Raw genomic sequence first — 18,566 nt, 5'->3', positions numbered from 1 at the left:
TTGATAAGTATAAGATTAGCAGGTTATGGAAATTCTACAGGGCAAAAAAATTGTTCTGGGCATTAGTGGCGGTATAGCCGCGTATAAAGCCCCTGAATTAGTCCGCCGTTTAAAAGAACAAGGCGCTGATATTCGTGTTGTGATGACCGAAGGTGCTAAAGCTTTTATTACTCCTTTAACGTTACAAGCGGTATCAGGCAATGCAGTTGCTGATAGTTTGCTCGATACTCAAGCTGAGTTAGCAATGGGGCATATTGAGTTAGCCAAATGGGCCGATCTAATCATAATCGCCCCAGCAACCGCTGACATCATAGCAAAAATCACCGCAGGAATGGCCAACGATTTACTCACCACACTTTGCCTAGCAACGAGTGCTCCTATTGCTATAGCGCCCGCAATGAACCAACAAATGTGGCACGCCTTAGCAACTCAAGCGAATATCACAACACTTAAAGACCGTGGATATCATATTTGGGGGCCTGGTTGTGGCGAGCAAGCCTGTGGTGATGTTGGCTTAGGACGAATGTTAGACGTGGACGACTTAGTGAGTTTAAGTGGTGATTTTTTCGTTGAAAAATACTTACAAGGCCAGCACTGGGTAGTTACCGCAGGACCAACACGCGAAGCTATCGATCCTGTGCGTTATATTTCAAACCATAGTTCGGGTAAAATGGGTTATGCTATCGCTCATGCAGCGGTTCGTGCCGGTGCTAAAGTTACCTTAATATCTGGTCCAGTGACCCTTAACGCGCCCTTTGGATGCGAATTAATAAGGGTCAACAGTGCTGATGAAATGCATCAACACGCGTTATCATTGGCACCAACCTGTAGCACCTTTGTTGCTTGTGCCGCAGTAGCAGACTACCGTGTTGCTAATGTGGCTGCACAGAAAATAAAAAAGACTAATGATGCTATGCAGCTTGAATTAGTTAAAAACCACGATATTGTTGCTGATGTTGCTCAGTTAACTGACAAACCCTTTATCGTTGGTTTTGCCGCCGAAACCCAAAATGTAGAACACTACGCTCGCGGCAAGCTCGTGCGTAAAAACCTTGATTTAATTGCCGCTAATGATGTGGCAAAATCGGGACAAGGCTTCAACAGCGACGATAATGCTTTAACCTTATTTAGCGCAGTTGATCACATTGAAATCCCTTTAGCCAATAAAACCATTGTTGCCCAGCAGTTAGTGTCTTTAATTAATCAACATTATTTAGCCAAACTAAACTCGACCGAACTGTAAAGTGATCCATGGCAAACAGCATTGCTAAATTGACACAACATATAACAACAAACCCAATATAGATAAGAGAACACGTTACCATGTCCGCTACCTCAAAAAGCTCACAAAAGATTAGCCGTAAACAACAAATACTAGAATGCTTAGCACTAATGTTGCAATCTAGCCCAGGTGAACGCATCACTACGGCAAAATTGGCTGGAGAAGTGGGAGTGTCAGAAGCAGCGTTATATCGTCATTTTCCTTCAAAAGCACGTATGTTTGAAGGCTTAATTGACTTTATCGAAGAATCAATCTTTTCACGTATTAATCTTATTTTAACGGATCATAAAGAAACCTTGGTGCGCTGCCACCACGTATTACATGTGTTACTAGTGTTTGCTGAACGTAACCCCGGTATGTGTCGCATACTATCTGGGGATGCTTTAATGGGTGAAAACGAGCGGTTACGTGTCAGAGTGCACCAATTTTTTGAAAAACTTGAATCACAATTTAAACAAATCTTGCGCGAGCGAAAACTGCGTGAAGGCAAGGCATTTACTATTAACGAACAAGCGCTTGCTAACATTTTAGTGTCTTTTGCTGAAGGTAAAATAAGTCAATATGTTCGTTCTGGCTTTGATAAAAAGCCCAGCAGTGACTTTAATGACCAATGGCAATTTTTAATGGCAAGCAAATAAACTTAATAAAAAAGGAATATCATGAGCGAACTATCACAACTAAAACCAACGAGTTTATGGCAGTTATTTGAAAAAATTTGCAGCATTCCACATCCGTCTAAGCATGAGCAAAAAATCTCGCTGTGGATTCAATCATGGGCAACAGAGCTGGGGCTTGATGTCAAAGAAGACGCTGTAGGTAATTTATTTATTAAAAAACCCGCAACTTCAGGCATGGAAGATCGTCAAGGCATTGTTTTACAAGCCCATATGGACATGGTGCCACAAAAAAACAATGATACTAACCATGACTTTCTCGTTGATCCTATTCGCCCGTATATTGTCACCGAAAGCGATGGTGACTGGGTAACGGCCGACGGCACCACCTTAGGGGCTGATAATGGTGTTGGTTTAGCCTCAGCATTAGCCGTGTTAGCCAGTGATGACATTGCTCATGGTCCGTTAGAAGTATTAGTTACAATAGACGAAGAAGCGGGCATGTCAGGGGCTTTCGGGCTTGAATCAGGCTGGCTTGAAGGCGACATTCTGATTAACACCGACTCAGAGCAAGAAGGCGAGGTCTATATGGGCTGTGCTGGCGGTATTGATGGTTTAGCCACGTTTGCCTTAACCTTTGAAGATGTGCCCGCAAATTACCAAGGGTTTAATTTATCAATTTCAGGCCTAAAAGGTGGGCATTCAGGTGTTGATATCCATACTGGCAGAGCCAATGCAAATAAACTGCTAACACGTTTCTTGCTTGATGCAAGTAACGATTTTGACATTCGGTTAACTGAATTTAACGGCGGTAGTTTACGTAATGCCATCCCTAGAGAAGCCAATGCCAGCTTTGTTGTTGATAAAGCACAAATTGAACCGTTAAAAACAGCCTTATCTTTATATTTATCCACTATACAAGCTAATTTAGCTGCTATTGAAACTGATATTGATATGCTGCTTATTTCACCCGAAGACTTTGAACAATGTTGGGATAGCACTACTCAAAGTAATATTCTACTTGCGCTTAACGCCTGCCCTAACGGAGTGATCCGTATGAGTGATGATATTGAAGGAATAGTGGAAACTTCTTTAAATCTGGGCGTTATTCAAACTCGTGGCAACAAGCTTAATGCATTAGTGCTTATTCGCAGCTTGCATGACGATGGCCGCGCAGAAACACAACGTACGGTGCAATCAGTGTTCGAACTCGCCGGAGCTAACGTTGCATTTAGTGGCGCTTATCCCGGCTGGAAACCCAACCCTGACTCAGCCATTATGAAAACTGTGAGTAATACCTATCAAGAACTTTTCAATAAAGTGCCTGCTGTAATGGTGATTCACGCAGGTTTAGAATGTGGTTTATTTAAAGATGCCTACCCGCACTGGGATATGGTCTCTATTGGCCCTACCATTAAATTCCCTCATTCACCTGATGAAAAAATTGAAATTGCCACCGTTGAACAATATTGGCAACTGTTAACAGCGGTTTTAGCAAAAGCCCCAAGAAAGTAGTCTCATAAAACTGAGATTAGTGATTAATTATTTTTCACCGATCTCAGTTTCAATTTTGACATGGATATGTAAATATCTTAGGAGCTTTAGGTAAAAATTTATATACACAAATGCATTGGACTTCAGCACAACAAAGGGAGTCAAAATTCTCTGCTACAATAGTTCATGAGTGAAGCGTACAAGCAGGTTTTTAGTGGTTATAACTCAATTTACAACAATCTAAAAAAGTAAGATTGGTCATTACTACTTTTTCAGTTAGAATAGAAAGCTAACTCTTAGAGGAAATGTTTTTATGACTCAGCCAGAAAAAATAATAATAGCTGACGACCACCCCTTGTTCCGACAAGCTTTATTAGGAACATTAAAAGTAAAATTCAATCAAACCAAATGGATTGAAGCAGAAACCATTGCTGAGCTTGAAGATCAACTTCAAAATAATAGCGATAGTGACTTATTACTCTTAGACTTAAATATCCCCGGTGCACATGGTTTTAATACCCTGATTCACATCCGCAATCATTTTCCACAAATTCCTGTGGTTGTCGTTTCAGCACATGAAGATCATAGCACTATTAGCAAAGCAATGGGGTATGGCGCAGCAGGGTTTGTGCCTAAATCAACACCGGTTGATGATATTATCAACGCTATCATGACAGTACTATCAGGTGAAACTTGGCTACCAAGCGCCTATGAAAACGTGCTTGAAGATAATGATAACGCTGATATTGCCGAACGGGTTGCCAGCTTAACTCAGCAACAGTACCGTATTTTGATGATGTTTGCCCAAGGCTTGTTGAACAAACAAATTGCCTATGATTTAAATGTTTCTGAAGCCACTATCAAAGCACACGCTACTGCAATATTTCGTAAATTAGACGTTCGAAACCGTACTCAAGCAGTTATTGCCATAGGTCAATTAGATTTAACCGAAGAAAACTTCAAATAAACAGTCGTTGAACTTTAACCTTGCTTAATCGCCATAATCTACTTGTAGTTTTTGTGCTAACTTGGCACTAATCATCGCTCGAAGTGCCGCCGGTTTTACTAACTTGCGCATAAAGCCAACATCGGCTTGTTTCGCTTTTTCTTCTATGCCACTTTCAATGGTTGCGGTAATCAATATCGCAGGAATATAATGATTGCAACTTCGACGCATATCAGCAATTAAAGTTAGACCGTCTGCCTGTTCGCCAGCAGGTAAGCCCGCTTGGTAACCTAATTGATAATCTACCAGTAAAATATCAATATCATTATGGTGATTTGCAAACTCCGCTAAAGCGGTTTCACGTGAATCAGCCGCTAAAATATTACATTGCCACGCAGAAAGCAGCTCAACCATGCCACTTAATACATCAGGATCATTATCAATACACAATACGGTAATGTCTTTTAGCCCACCTTTTTTCTGCGATGCCGGCTTACTTGGTTGCACAGCCAGCTGACTAGCCCGTTCAACCGTGATGGAAAATTTACAGCCTTGCATCTCTCTCGATTGTAAACTGAGCGAGTGTCCTAACAACTGCACTAACGATTGGGTGATATTGAGCCCTAAGCCTAAACCACGGCCAGATTGGCTGCCCGCTGAATCTAATTGGGTAAATTGCTCAAACACTAACACTTGTTTCTCTAAAGGTATCCCAGGACCATTATCAAGTACCTGTATCACTACTTTATTTCTGAGCGCACGCACACCTAATAACACTTTTCCCGGGCTAGCATATCTAAATGCGTTGCCCACTAAGTTTTGAATAATGCGCCTTAACAAATGTTTGTCCGATTTGACCCAAACCTTGGTAGACACTAAACGAAACTCAACCTGTTGCTCAACAGCTAAGGCGGCAAATTCTTGCTCTAAATCATCAAATAATTCATTTAACGAGAAGACTTCAATATGCGGTTTAATATTGCCACTTTCTAAACGCGCAATTTGTGCTAAATCGGCCAATAAATCGTTAGCTGCTCTCAGTGATTTATCAATATTGTTCACTTGTCGCTGTTGCTCGGGAGTCAACTCATTTTGCTCTGTTAAAGCTGAGGTAAATAAACGTGCGGCTTCAAGTGGCTGCATTAAATCATGACTACAGGCTTTCAAATATTGGCTTTTTTTAAGGTGCGCTTGCTCCGCTTTTTCATGGGCTTTAGCTAGGGCTTCATTGGTTTTTGCCAACGTTAAAGTACGTTCAAATACGCGAGTTTCTAAATCAAGGTTCGCTTCTTTTAATACCTGCTCAGCTTGTCGGTAGGCAGTAATATCTGAAAAAAGCATAACAAAACCACCATCAGGTAGAGGATTACCTTCAATACGAATAGTTTGTCCTGTCGCTTGTTGTCTTTCTGAGCGATGCGAGCTACCTTTACGTAAATATTCTAAACGCCTGAACACTTGATTATCAATATCTCCTGCACCACACAAGCCTCGCTTAACATTATGGCGAATTAAGGCCTCTACCGGGCTACCAACATAAATAAGCTCAGGTGGGTAATCAAACAAATCTAAGTACTTTTTATTCCACGCAACTAAGTTTAAGTTCTTATCAACAATAGAAATACCTTCACTGGCATTTTCAATCGCACTTTGCAGCAAGGTCTGGGAAAACTGTTGTCGTTCACTCGACGCATCCTCAACTAACACCGCTAACTCGTCTAAAGCGATGTCTCTGCCATCGAGCGCTGAAGACAACACTAACCTAGCTGAAGATGCGCCCATAACCATAGCAAGGGTATTCTCAGTGTGTTGTAACAACAACTGGTTATAGGTTTCGTTGCCTAAGCGTTTCTTATTGTGTGATGCGACAAACACGTTAAAACTTGTTTTAGCCTTGCTTTCACCAACAAAACGAGACGCAAGTAACTCTAATTCACTAACATCTAACTGACGCCGCTTTTCCATATTCAGCAATGTGGGTGACTGCCATTCTAAAAATAATGAAGCTTGCACACGCTCTTGTACACTTTGGCGACTAATTTGTGAAAGCGCCCACATCACAATAATATTGGCCGCTAAACTAAACAGAGTTGCCGTAGTTTTAGTCGGTAAAATCCCTTCGGCAAACGGCGATGCGTATAAGCCAAACTGAGGAAGGAAATTTAAACTTAGCCATAAAATAAAGCCAACCAAAATACCGGCATAAACCCCCATTAAGCTGGCGCGACGCCAATAAAAGGCAACTACAAGCGCCGGTGTCAGCTGTGCAAATGCGCCAAAGGCGACCTCACCTGAAGCGGCTAACGTATCTGGTGGTGCCATAATGAAAACACCGTAACCTGACATAATTATAAATAATATCAGTAATTTACGTATGTTTAATAAGCGTTTTCTAAAGTTATCATAATTGCTTTGTGCCACTTTTTGTTTGCGATAAAGTAATGGAAAAACAATTTCATTACTGAGCATGGTACTTAAGGCAATCGCTGAGATAATGACCATTGAACTCGCCGCAGAAACAGCGCCAAGAAAGGTAAACAAGGTTAACCATGTTTGCCCTCCAACTCCGGGCAAAAAGAGCACATAGGCATCAGAAGGAACCGTATCACCTAGTAATAACTGCCCGGCCAAACCTAAAGGTGCAGCAAAAAAAGCAAATATTAAAATATAAATAGGAAATACTCGCCGGCCAAGCCAAGTATCTTTTTGATCTTTCAATTCAACTACCATAACTTGAAATTGTCTTGGCAGCGATAAGAATGCTGCCATCACAATCACTAGCATTGCCAACATTGAGCTTACATTACTGGTGTTCATTTGAGTTTCAAGTTTCAAGCTAGCACCAGATTGTTGCCAAATATCTAATGGGGAGTCAAATAATGAAAAGCACACAAACAAGCTCACCGCTAAAAAAGCCATAATTTTAACTAAGGATTCAAAGGCTATGGCTAGCATAACCCCAGGGTGTCGCTCTGTTACATCTATGTTGCGAATACCGAATAAGATGGTAAAACCAGCGAGCACTAAACTTACCACTAGACCGATATGCCAACTACGCAGACTTTGATCAATTTGTAACTGTTGAAAGGAGTAAACCATGGCTTTTAATTGCAATGCGATATATGGCATTGCACCGACAAACGCCACGATAGTCACCATAATGGCAAGGTTATGTGATTTGCCAAAACGGGCTGCTAGTAAGTCAGCAATAGAGGTTAAATTAAGTTTTAAACTAATGCGAATAATGCGTTGAATAAACGGCCAAGCAAAGACAAATAAAATGATGGGGCCAAGATAAATAGGGATATGAGATAAAAAATTGGTCGCTGCCTGCCCGGTTGTTCCTAAAAAACTCCAGGAAGTACAATACACCCCTAAGGTTAGAGCATAAATAATACCCTGACCTTTTTTTGCCAATTGATGGCGATATTTATCTCCCAAATAGGCAATTAAAAACAACAAGCCGATGTAAATTAAACTAATACTAACTAATTGCCAATTGGGGAACATAATTACTCGCTATGCCATATAGCCTAAAAAATGATGGGAATGATATCAAACGGATAAAATAACCTTAACAATATAAGCAAGATAATTCACGGAGATAAATACGACTTTTGGCTATTTCATTAAGTATTATCCTAAAAAGTTTGTTAAAATATTTCGCAAACCAAGGAGTGCGGTTTTAGAAAGTATATTTTTTTCTGTTAAATATACCTCTAAATAACTGCTGAGATGTTGATGAAATCAACAAACCCTTTGAACCTGGACGGAAATTAGTGTCTGCCGCTACGGTAGCAACTAATACAACCGGCGTAGGAATGGTTAGTGATCACATCACAATCTACTCAAGATAACCTCCCTGTGCCGCATCTCTATATGTTCAATTACCCGAGTATACTTTTATCATAGTTATGAGATCTTTATGAATTTTTGTAAATCAACACGTTCAATAGCCACTGCTTCATTGTTGTTTTCAGTTGCTAGCTTATCAGCCAACGCAGCAGAAACTAACACCACAACGACTGATGAACTAGAAGTTATCACGGTGACCAGTGATTTTAGACAACAAAACCTAATGAAAACCCCCAGTGCGTTATCCGTTTTATCTGCGCATGATATACAGCAGCGTAATGCCCAACATCTTGAAGAGTTAGTTGCTATTACTCCCAATGTCAATTTTGCCAGTGGCTCACAACGAGCACGCTATTTTCAAATTCGTGGGATTGGCGAACGAAGTCAATTTAAAGAGCCAATTAACCCCTCTGTTGGGGTGATCATTGATGGTATCGATTTTACCGGCGTTGGCAGTATCGCCAACTTATTTGATGTACAACAAGCAGAAATATTTCGCGGCCCTCAAGGTACACGTTTTGGTGCTAATGCGCTGGCCGGCATGATCAACATAACCACTAAGGCCCCTACTGATGAGTTTGAAGGCGCCCTTAAGCTCAACGCAGGTAATTACGACACGTTAGGGTTAGGCTTAGCACTTTCTGGTCCAGCTTCAGAAGCCGTAAATTACCGCGTAGCTGCCAATACATACCAAAGTGACGGTTTTATTGAAAATGCCTATTTAAATGAAAGTGATACCAATAATAGAGACGAGACCACATTGAGGGGTAAACTGTCGATTCAAATGAGCGATGATTTCACGATCGATTTGTCAGCATTCTATTTTGATTTTGATAATGGCTATGATGCTTTTTCATTAGATAATACTCGTACCACTTTGTCAGATCAGCCTGGTGTTGATCAGCAGCAAACCAGTGCCTTAGCAGCAACACTCACATACCAAGGTTTTAATCCGTTCACACTCGTGACATTATTGAGCCATGCCGATTCAGAGTTAACTTACGGTTACGATGAAGACTGGGCTTATGCTGGCATTTCAGATCCCGGTGTCATTGAAAACCAAGAGTATGCCTATTGGGAGTACGCTTCAACAGACTACTATTTCCGTGATAAATCCACACAAACGTTAGAGTTTAGAGCGCTATCAAACGACAATAGCAAATTGTTTAAAGACACCACAAATTGGGTGGTCGGCCTATATTTCAAAGCAGATGATGAAGATTTGCAGCGACAATACACCTATTTAGACAGTGATTTCACTTCGACCTTTGATACTCAAACCATGGCTATTTTCAGTCAATTTGATAGTCAGTTAGATGCACAGTGGGCTTTAAGCACTGGGCTTAGAATTGAACATCGTAGCGCTGACTATCACAACTCTAACGGTTTCATTGATAGCATTAACGATACTATGGTTGGCGGTAAGTTAGTGCTCAGCTACCAACAAAATGACGATAGTTTTTGGTATGGTTCTATCAACCGAGGTTATAAAACCGGTGGCGCAAATACTGATGGTACCTTACCCGACGATTTACGCACTTTTGAACCTGAATACTTAGTTAATTATGAAGTGGGTTATAAGCTATCTTTGCTTGATAATGCCGCTTATATGCGTGTCGCCGCGTTTTATATGGACCGAAGTGACGTACAGGTACGTAGTTCTAACACCGTTATGCGTGATGATGGTAGCTCAGAATTTATTTCATACTTAGGTAATGCCGCATCGGGTCATAATGTCGGCGTTGAAGTTGAAGCAGATTGGCAACTTAATGACGTGTTTGCAATATACGGCACATTAGGTGTATTAGACACCCAATTTAGTCATTTTATTAACGCCGACGGAAAATCACTCGATAACAGACAACAAGCGCATGCTCCCAATTACCAATTTAACCTAGGGACTAACATACAACCAAGTGAAGATTGGCTAATTAATGTTTCAGTTGATGGTAAAGACGGGTTTTATTTCTCTGATAGCCACAATGAGCGCGCTAAATCTATGGTGCTAGTCAACGTTTCTCTGAGTTATTTACAAGAACAGTATCAAGTAAAAATTTGGGTGCGTAATTTAACCGATGAAAACTATGCAAACCGTGGTTTTTATTTTGGCAATGACCCAAGAGATGGTTATGATGCTAAACAATATACCCAACTATCTGAGCCGCGTGTGTTTGGTGTAACATTAGATTATCAATTTTAATCAGTAAATTAGCCGCGAGCAATACTGTTGCTCGCTGTGAAGTCATTTTCGCGTAGCACTTATTAAGCAGAGGTTTTATGAAAATATCTATCGAATTAAGTTTATATCCGTTAGCTCTCGATAATTTTAAAGCAGAAATTTGGGCGTTTATTAAGCGTTTACGTCAAGTTGATGGCTTAACAGTGGTCACTAATGGCATGAGTACACAGGTATTTGGTGATTATGATTTAGCTGTTACTCATGTTATGGCTGAAATTAAACATGTGCATAGCACTATAGGCTCAGCTGTATTTGTCTGTAAATTTATCAGTGGTGATCGCTCGCAACCAGAAGCCGAAAGTTAATGGCTGAGTTGCTTGCAAGCTTTATGACCTATAGTGCAACCTTGCCTTGGCTTGAATTGCTAGCAATGCTATTAGCTCTTGCATATGTTATTTTAGCCGCGCTTGGCTCTATATGGTGTTGGCCTGCTGCTTTTTTTAGTACCGCAATTTATACTTATGTGTTCTACGATGTTTCATTGTTGATGGATAGCGCATTAAACATTTATTACCTAATAATGGCGCTATATGGTTATTGGCTATGGAAAAAAGATTCCACCAATAATGAACACGCATCATTAGGCATTGTTTCTTGGCAACTGAGCTTTCATCTCAAAGCTGGTGCTTTTTTAACCATGGTTTCTGTTGTGTTGGGTTATGTAATGGCTAATTACACTCCCGCTCACTTCCCTTACCTTGATACTTTCACCACAGTTTTTGCGGTATTTGCCACCTATTTAGTTACACAAAAAGTACTGGAGAATTGGCTTTATTGGCTAGCAATTGATGCAGTTTCAATCTATTTATACCTAGCAAAAGATTTAACCCCCACCGTGGTGTTGTTTAGTATATATATGGTTATTGCCACATTTGGCTACATTAAATGGCACAGCTTATATAAAACCAATGCAACTAATTTACCCAAACTTGATGTTAGTTAAGTGCTATGGAGCATCCTTTATCTTCATTACAATGTTTTAATAATGTAGAAAACATTATCCCTATTGCTTCTGGGTTAAGTAGCGAGTGCTATCAGGTATTTGCCGATAATCAAACATTCTTCGCCAAGAGAATAGCTTCAACAAACGAAGTAGGTATTGCCCTACACGCTGCGACACACGGTATTAGCCCTCACGTTGTCTATCATGACAAAAATTGGCTGATCAACCAATTTGTTGTTGGCGAAAACCTTGCACTAGCGTCGCTGGCTCTTAACCGCAAGATCACCGTTGCATTATCATTAATGGCACAATGCCATCAATTCAAGGCAAAACCCAGTCTACTTAGCCCCAAACGCATAGTTGATGACCTTATCAATCATGATTTTTATTCAACTCATGAAAAACTTGCACTATCTCGCACAGCTGAGCAATTAATTGCACAATTAACATTGAGTAAACACTTAGTTTGCTGCCATGGCGATTTAAATTTTAGCAATGTGATCATTGACCAAAACAAACATTACTTAGTTGATTTTGAATGCACGCACACAGCACCTGCCGAGTACGATTTAGCCATGTTTATCGCAGTAAACAATCTCAATCACAGTCAGCTAGCAACCATTGTCGAAGACTACAACAAGCACTCCTGGCTTGCTGTTGATCAAGCACTAGTTAAACACTTTTTACATTTTTGTTACTTCATTAATGCCTTGTGGTATCACCAAGCGTATCAAAAAACTAAACTTGCGCAGTTCTCACAGCTAGAACAGCAACAATGGCAATATATTTCGCATTTAACCGATTAAGCGCCCATTTAGAGATTTTCACTATCCTTTAAAGATTACCAAAATGCATCTTTGAGGGTTTGCAAACCCCTCCTAGTTCTAGTAGGTTAATAGCAATAATAATTACAAAAATACTCATAGGATTAAAATATGTCTATCGAAACCATTTATAAAGTCACCTTACATCCATTTATCAATGAATCAATTGCCAGCCTAAAAGCAATGACTCACCTTTCTGGCGCGGCTGCTGATGCCTTTATGGATCAAGTCGATGATTTTCGTTTTAAAGGTTATGCTGTTTGTTCAGAGGTAACTGGCTGTATTAATGGCGTGATCATGATGCACCATTATCCCGAAACAGCTATTGCCATAGGTAACTCAGTTTGCGAAACCATGTTTGATGAGAAATATAATCATACCCAAATGAATGAAGAATTGAGTAATGCATTGGCTGAATGGGGTAATACCATTGTTGGTCGCTCTACCGATTTACTCAGTCGACATAATTTAGAATTCAATTTCTCCAGCCCGTACTTTGTCCACAACCTCGAAGATATGGAAAAATATCTCTCTGGCGTAAAAGAAATAGTCACGGTACCGATTACCGTTGAAGGCGTTGGCCGTTATTATTTTAATTTATTAGTGCGCGATGTTAATTTTCAAAAAGGTGGCGCGAAACGTGAAGAAAGCTCAGGTATTGCTAACCCTCACACAACCCCATTGCCAACCGACAAAAAAATACTGCTGGTTGATGATAGCGCTATGATTCGTAAAGCGTTAAAGCGATTCTTAAATAATCTAGGTTACCAAAATATTATTGAAGCTGATGATGGCTCAAGTGCAGTCACCATGGTAGAAAATGAAGCGCCTGATTTCATGTTTATGGATGTGGTCATGGGTGAAATGAATGGTGATGAAGCATTAAAAACTATACGTGCTAAAGGCCATGACGTACCTGTAGTAATGCTATCATCTGTCACCGACCAAGCATTGGTCGATCAATGTAAACAAAGTGGAGTGTCTGGTTTTATCTTTAAACCCATTCAAGCAGATAATGGCGCAGAAATAATCCAGTCTTATTTGAAAATTGCTTAAATATATACCAAATTAACTCAGTTCAAGTCATCACTTGAACTGAGTTTTCATCTGCTTTATTTTCACCTTTCAAGCGTATTTAACTTTTGTCTAAGACGGATGAATTACCAGCCAAATTTGATCTATGTTAGCTTTTGCTCAATTACCTCTTGTTCCATGTTTGTATATAATTTAGCCTGTACTGCACTAAAAACAATAATGGGACAAATATGTATTTTCAAACAATCAAACAGGCAATTTTTAGCACGTCTTTTGTTTTAATGCTCGTCAGTTGTGGTGGCGGTAGTGAAGAAAGTAGTAACAACACAGTAACTCCTCCAGTCCAGAGTACTCCAACTATTACACCGCTTTCTCGTGATATTATTACTTACAAACAAGCAGTGCAACAACTTACCCTGAGTAATGAGCACTATCACCTGGCGATAAACGAATTCACTCAAAAAGACCTATCTAACAATACCATAGAACAAGCCAAAGTAAGTTTTGAGACTTTTTTTGCACATCAAGAAGCGTTACTTGAAGCGTTAACCGCTTATAACGCATTGGTTAGCAAAAATGCAAAGTTAGCATCACCCAAAAAAATATTTAAAAATTCTGACCAATGTGATGCCTCTACTGAAAACGGCGATGTTTTGACCGAGTTAGCTAATGCAAGCCCGGGGTTGATTGGTGGCGTGAATATTGGTGCTGTTATTTCAGCTGGCAATACCATCAAAACAGCCCGAGAAAAGATTGCAATTTTAGATACCAAGAAATCCAATGGTGAAATAGACGATATTGACTATATGCTCGCCATGAAAGAACTACAAAAACAAGCTCTTAAAGATGGCGTAAAAACCGGTATTGGTGGTTATGTAGGTGCGGGTACAGGTCTTGTTGTGGGTATGGTGGCTGGCGCTGCAAGCTTAACGGCAGCTCCTGTTGTATTATTAGGAGCTGCCGCTGGTTATGTTGCAGGTACCACCTTTAATATGCTATTTGTAAATAATACCACCCAAGAAGTTACAACAGCACGAGTATCGGCTGAATCTGCTCAGTTTGCTGTGCCAGATTGTAGTGAAGGCACATTAGTAATATCTACCGATGTCCTTGATAGTAATGACGATTCAGAACCCACACCATTGATCATCGAAGATTTTGCCACGCCGGATACGGGTTGGAGTGCAAGATATGACAGCGAGGTTACTTTAACCTTACCTCCTGCTAAACCAATAGAGCAAGTAAGTGCGGACGACAGTACTTTAGATATAGAGAAAACAGTATCTACACCAGCCAACGTGACTAGCTGTAATGACATCCAAACCATACATATTACACCTATAGTATCTGCAATTGATAAAACAGCAATATTAAGTATTAAGACACAGCCCGAAATAAGTGACTGTTTAATCACCCTATCTGGCACTAAAATTATAGACAGCTATCATACACCTGTATCTGAAGTCGTTAGAACTAGCAATAACGCCATGTATTTTCACAATATTAGCGGCCCTCAACAAGGCATTATGAATGTTTCTGTGTCTGTTACTGCTGAGAATGGCGCTAGCATAAGTCTTAATCATGATTTTGATTTTGGTTTAATCTCATTAGTTGGTATTACATCCGAAGCTACTGTAAATGTTGAATTAGACAGCACCTTAACTCTAAGTGAATTAAATGTTGTTGCACAATATGAAGATGGCAGTGAACTATTGGTATTTGATACTGATTTAACATGGTCACTTATTAGCGGCTGTGGGGAAATAGAAGGCAATAAATACTACGCACCTGAGACTGAAATATGTACAGCAACTGTTATGTTGAACCATATCGACTCATTTCAACAAACTGCGTCACAAACTTTTACCATTAATATCATTCCTGCCTTTGGTATTAACCTTATCGGCCTTGAGACTGACAAGCCTGCAAACGAGAACTTATTGATTAGTTTTTCAGTCGATGTAGCTCGTGATGACTATACAGTTTACTTATCAGTGAACGGCACAAGTGGATATACAGTACCGGAAAAAGCACTTGTTTCTCTCGGTCGGAATTCTTTTGTTGAAGGAGTATGGATGTCAAATTACCTTGAACACCCTGATGTTTGGTTAAATGGTGATCTTTTAACCATTACAGTGAAAGTAACTGCGCCAGAGACTGCCACGCTAGACAAACTTGACATAAGCAAAACTTTCGAAGCAAATTTGCTTCCGGGTGAAGAATCACCTTTCGCAGGCAACTATCTTGGTGCTATTAGCGGTGACGATAGCGGCGCATTATCTTTCACTGTTGATTTTGCTGGTTATATAGAAGGTACTGTTTATTCCAGTGTTGACGAACAAAACTATGCTATAGATGGTTATGTCGCTTATCAAACTGGTGCTGTCAGCCTTGGTGCAAGTGGCGTTTCTGGATGGGGTATAGGCACTATTGTCAATGAAAGGGTAACAAACGGAACATGGACTTCAACAGATGAAGGCGTTACTGAGAGTGGTTCTTGGACAGTAACCAAACAATAAGGCTTATTAGTAAACCAATAATGTTTCTAATCTATTTAGGAGCATTATTGGCTGCACTACAACTGTAACCTCAAATGTTCCTTATTTTGTGGTTTGCGTGTAAAACTCAGATATATACTGCCCGCCTTTAATCTTTGCAATTAAACGTAGCTTATAACTATCTCCTTTATTAGCAACCAAACTACGTAAAGGCGTTTTGTTGCGCCAATAATAGGGGCTTTTTTTCATCCCTAACGGGTATGAGGTCATGTTGTCTGATTTATCCACTAAAAAGAACGTCGCGCTGTCTAATGGGAAGGTTGAGTTGACTTCAATAAGCCCGTCTTTATCAGCAACGTTCACCTTAAATTCACCTGATTTAAGCACGCAGCTTTGATTAATGACATCACAATGCCCTTCAGGAACTAACTGAATTATTTTTTCTTTGGCTGCTTCGTTTTCTTCCCATAAATCAGCTAATGCAAAACCTAAAATGGTAAGGATAGGGGCAACGATAATAGCTACTTTTGTATGTTTATTCATAAGGTTCCTGTGGTGCTTTATGCATCTCATAATATTTTATTTATTTTACTTGTTTCTTGTGCAGTAATGAATAAATTAAATAAAAGATTATCAATATTGAGCGTTATAAAATAAAGGCTCCAATTCAAATGAAGAGGAGCCTTTTACTATCAGTTAAATAGTATTCTAGAGAAACTTAGTGAGCGTGTGCAGCACTAGTTTTACCAGGTAAACGCATATGGTCAACCATTTCTTGGATATTCTGCGGAGCAGGACCTGTCACTTTAAGCATAGCAAACGCTACCACAAAGTTAACAATTGCACCCACTGAACCAAACGCATTAGGTGAAATACCAAAGAACCAGTTAGGACCCATATCACCTAAGAATGATGTACCAGGAATAAACATAATACCTTTATGCTGGAATACATAAAGCATTGTTACACCGATACCTGCAACCATACCTGCAATCGCAGCTGTGCCTGACATTTTTTTAGAGAAGATACCCATCATTAACGCTGGGAAGATACTTGATGCTGCTAAACCAAAGGCTAGCGCTACCGTACCCGCGGCAAATCCTGGTGGATTCATCCCTAGATAACCTGCAAATAGAATGGCTACCGTCATGGTTATACGACCAGCAAGAAGCTCATTTTTCTCAGACATATCTGGAACAAAGACCCCTTTCATTAAATCATGGGATACTGAAGACGATATTGCTAGCAATAAGCCCGCTGCGGTTGATAATGCTGCGGCTAAACCACCCGCTGCAACTAGAGCAATAACCCAGTTTGGTAAATTAGCAATAGCTGGATTCGCTAGTACCATAATGTCACGGTCAACTTTAACCATTTCATTGGTTGCTTTATCAGCAGTGTATTGTACTTTACCGTCACCATTTTTATCTTCAAACTTTAATAATCCTGTTTGTTCCCAGTCTTTAAACCATTGTGGACGTTCAGCATACTCAAGGTTTTGACCAGCAGCTGGTTCAATAGTATTCATCAAGTTAAGACGAGCCATTGCACCTACTGCTGGAGCAACTGTATAAAGTAACGCGATGAATACTAACGCATAACCTGCAGATTGACGTGCTGCCTGTACTGATGGAACAGTGAAGAAGCGCATGATGACATGAGGAAGACCCGCTGTACCAATCATAAGTGACATTGTATAAGCGAACATATTCAATGTACCGCCTAAGTTAGCAGTAGTATATTCTTTGAAACCAAGATCAGTTACTACCATATCTAACTTATCAAGCAAGTAAACACCGCTTCCATCAGCAAGCGTACTACCTAAACCTAATTGTGGAATTGGGTTACCGGTCAGTTGTAATGAGATAAATACCGCAGGAATAGTGTAAGCAAAAATCATCACACAGTACTGAGCGATTTGGGTATAAGTAATACCTTTCATACCACCTAATACCGCATAAACCCATACTACAACCATACCAATCATTAACCCAAAGTCATAATCAACTTCTAAGAAACGAGAGAAGGCAACACCCACGCCCTTCATTTGACCAATAACATAAGTTACAGATGCAATGATCAAACAAACTACCGCAACAATACGGGCTGTTTTAGAGTAATAGCGATCTGAAATAAACTCAGGAACCGTAAATTTGCCGTGCTTACGCATGTAAGGAGCAAGCAACATGGCTAGTAAAACATAACCACCGGTCCAACCCATTAAGAATACTGAGCCACCGTAACCTAAGAAAGCAATCAAACCAGCCATCGAGATGAATGACGCGGCACTCATCCAGTCAGCACCAATTGCCATACCATTTTGTAATGGCGTAATACCACCACCGGCTACATAAAAATCACTGGTTGAGCCTGCACGCGCCCACCAAGCAATAGCAAAATATAAAGCGAAGGTGCCGAATACGGCAATATAAGTATATAGTTTTAACTCTTCCATGCTTATTCCTCCACTTTATATTTTTGATCAAGCTTATTCATTTTGGCACCATACCAAAAGATTAAACCAAGAAATGAGTAAATAGAACCTTGCTGTGCAAACCAAAAACCAAGTTTGTACCCACCTAGACGAATTGCATTTAGTGGCTCTACAAGTAGTAAGCCTAAACCAAATGAAACTGCAAACCAGATTGCAAGACATATAAAGATTAGGCGAAGATTTTCCGACCAATAGGTTTCTTTATTTTCCACAATAGTCTCCTAGCGACGTTATAGCCTTTATTTCACATTAATGTGAGTTTTTTTAATTAGGCTTATTTGTAATAATTTTAGTAAAAGTGTGGATATTGATTTCAGTCAGTAGTTACTTAAAAGTAACAGT

The 18,566-nt window shown here is 40.0% G+C and carries 14 protein-coding genes; 10 read left to right on the top strand and 4 right to left on the bottom strand.

Annotation, left to right across the window (positions count from 1 at the left end; translation table 11 throughout):
- Window positions 1-25 precede the first annotated feature (25 nt).
- The 4 genes from coaBC (at window position 26) to ABXG98_RS05300 (ending at window position 4,357) form a co-directional block, all read left to right on the top strand.
- Window positions 26-1,243 carry a bifunctional phosphopantothenoylcysteine decarboxylase/phosphopantothenate--cysteine ligase CoaBC gene (gene coaBC, locus ABXG98_RS05315; protein ID WP_353537658.1) on the top strand — a complete coding sequence of 406 codons (1,218 nt, stop codon included), beginning with the start codon at window positions 26-28 and terminating at the stop codon, window positions 1,241-1,243.
- 80 nt (window positions 1,244-1,323) lie between these two features.
- A complete protein-coding gene (gene slmA / locus ABXG98_RS05310) occupies window positions 1,324-1,920 on the top strand; it encodes a nucleoid occlusion factor SlmA (protein ID WP_353537657.1) in 597 nt (198 codons plus the stop codon).
- A 21-nt stretch (window positions 1,921-1,941) separates the two neighbouring features.
- On the top strand, window positions 1,942-3,411 hold the full coding sequence (locus ABXG98_RS05305; protein WP_353537656.1) for an aminoacyl-histidine dipeptidase: 1,470 nt from the start codon (window positions 1,942-1,944) through the stop codon (window positions 3,409-3,411).
- Window positions 3,412-3,703: 292 nt separating this feature from the next.
- Window positions 3,704-4,357 (top strand): response regulator, encoded by a 654-nt coding sequence (locus ABXG98_RS05300; protein ID WP_353537655.1) that lies wholly within the window; start codon window positions 3,704-3,706, stop codon window positions 4,355-4,357.
- A 24-nt stretch (window positions 4,358-4,381) separates the two neighbouring features.
- On the opposite strand, the gene ABXG98_RS05295 is transcribed toward ABXG98_RS05300, so the two are convergent.
- Complete coding sequence (locus ABXG98_RS05295; protein WP_353537654.1) at window positions 4,382-7,846, bottom strand: hybrid sensor histidine kinase/response regulator; 3,465 nt, start codon at window positions 7,844-7,846, stop codon at window positions 4,382-4,384.
- Between the two features lie 415 nt (window positions 7,847-8,261).
- Between ABXG98_RS05295 and ABXG98_RS05290 the strand changes: the two genes are divergently transcribed.
- From ABXG98_RS05290 to ABXG98_RS05265, 6 genes are all read left to right on the top strand, one after another.
- Window positions 8,262-10,391: a TonB-dependent receptor gene (locus ABXG98_RS05290; RefSeq protein ID WP_353537653.1), complete on the top strand. Its 2,130-nt coding sequence runs from the start codon at window positions 8,262-8,264 to the stop codon at window positions 10,389-10,391.
- Between the two features lie 77 nt (window positions 10,392-10,468).
- Window positions 10,469-10,735, top strand: a complete 267-nt coding sequence (locus tag ABXG98_RS05285) for a hypothetical protein (protein ID WP_353537652.1) — start codon at window positions 10,469-10,471, stop codon at window positions 10,733-10,735.
- Window positions 10,735-11,373 carry a nicotinamide riboside transporter PnuC gene (gene pnuC, locus ABXG98_RS05280; RefSeq protein ID WP_353537651.1) on the top strand — a complete coding sequence of 213 codons (639 nt, stop codon included), beginning with the start codon at window positions 10,735-10,737 and terminating at the stop codon, window positions 11,371-11,373. The genes ABXG98_RS05285 and pnuC overlap by 1 nt, the downstream gene beginning before the upstream one ends.
- Window positions 11,374-11,378: 5 nt before the next feature.
- Window positions 11,379-12,179 carry a phosphotransferase gene (locus tag ABXG98_RS05275; protein WP_353537650.1) on the top strand — a complete coding sequence of 267 codons (801 nt, stop codon included), beginning with the start codon at window positions 11,379-11,381 and terminating at the stop codon, window positions 12,177-12,179.
- A gap of 129 nt (window positions 12,180-12,308) precedes the next feature.
- Window positions 12,309-13,253 carry a response regulator gene (locus ABXG98_RS05270; RefSeq protein WP_353537649.1) on the top strand — a complete coding sequence of 315 codons (945 nt, stop codon included), beginning with the start codon at window positions 12,309-12,311 and terminating at the stop codon, window positions 13,251-13,253.
- 209 nt (window positions 13,254-13,462) lie between these two features.
- The gene (locus ABXG98_RS05265) at window positions 13,463-15,751 is read left to right on the top strand and encodes a glycine zipper family protein (protein ID WP_353537648.1); all 2,289 of its coding nucleotides are present in this window, start codon (window positions 13,463-13,465) and stop codon (window positions 15,749-15,751) included.
- A gap of 81 nt (window positions 15,752-15,832) precedes the next feature.
- Here the strand turns inward: ABXG98_RS05265 and ABXG98_RS05260 are convergent, their stop codons facing one another.
- From ABXG98_RS05260 to ABXG98_RS05250, 3 genes are all read right to left on the bottom strand, one after another.
- On the bottom strand, window positions 15,833-16,273 hold the full coding sequence (locus tag ABXG98_RS05260; protein ID WP_353537646.1) for a hypothetical protein: 441 nt from the start codon (window positions 16,271-16,273) through the stop codon (window positions 15,833-15,835).
- Between the two features lie 175 nt (window positions 16,274-16,448).
- A complete protein-coding gene (locus ABXG98_RS05255; protein ID WP_353537645.1) occupies window positions 16,449-18,185 on the bottom strand; it encodes a sodium:solute symporter family protein in 1,737 nt (578 codons plus the stop codon).
- A gap of 2 nt (window positions 18,186-18,187) precedes the next feature.
- Window positions 18,188-18,436, bottom strand: a complete 249-nt coding sequence (locus ABXG98_RS05250) for a DUF4212 domain-containing protein (RefSeq protein WP_242283304.1) — start codon at window positions 18,434-18,436, stop codon at window positions 18,188-18,190.
- Window positions 18,437-18,566: the final 130 nt, after the last annotated feature.

It is taken from the genome of Colwellia sp. KU-HH00111, assembly GCF_040362745.1.
Classification (GTDB): Bacteria; Pseudomonadota; Gammaproteobacteria; order Enterobacterales; family Alteromonadaceae; genus Colwellia.
Note: the sequence above shows the minus strand (reverse complement) of the source record. Positions and strands in the feature narration are given on the sequence as shown.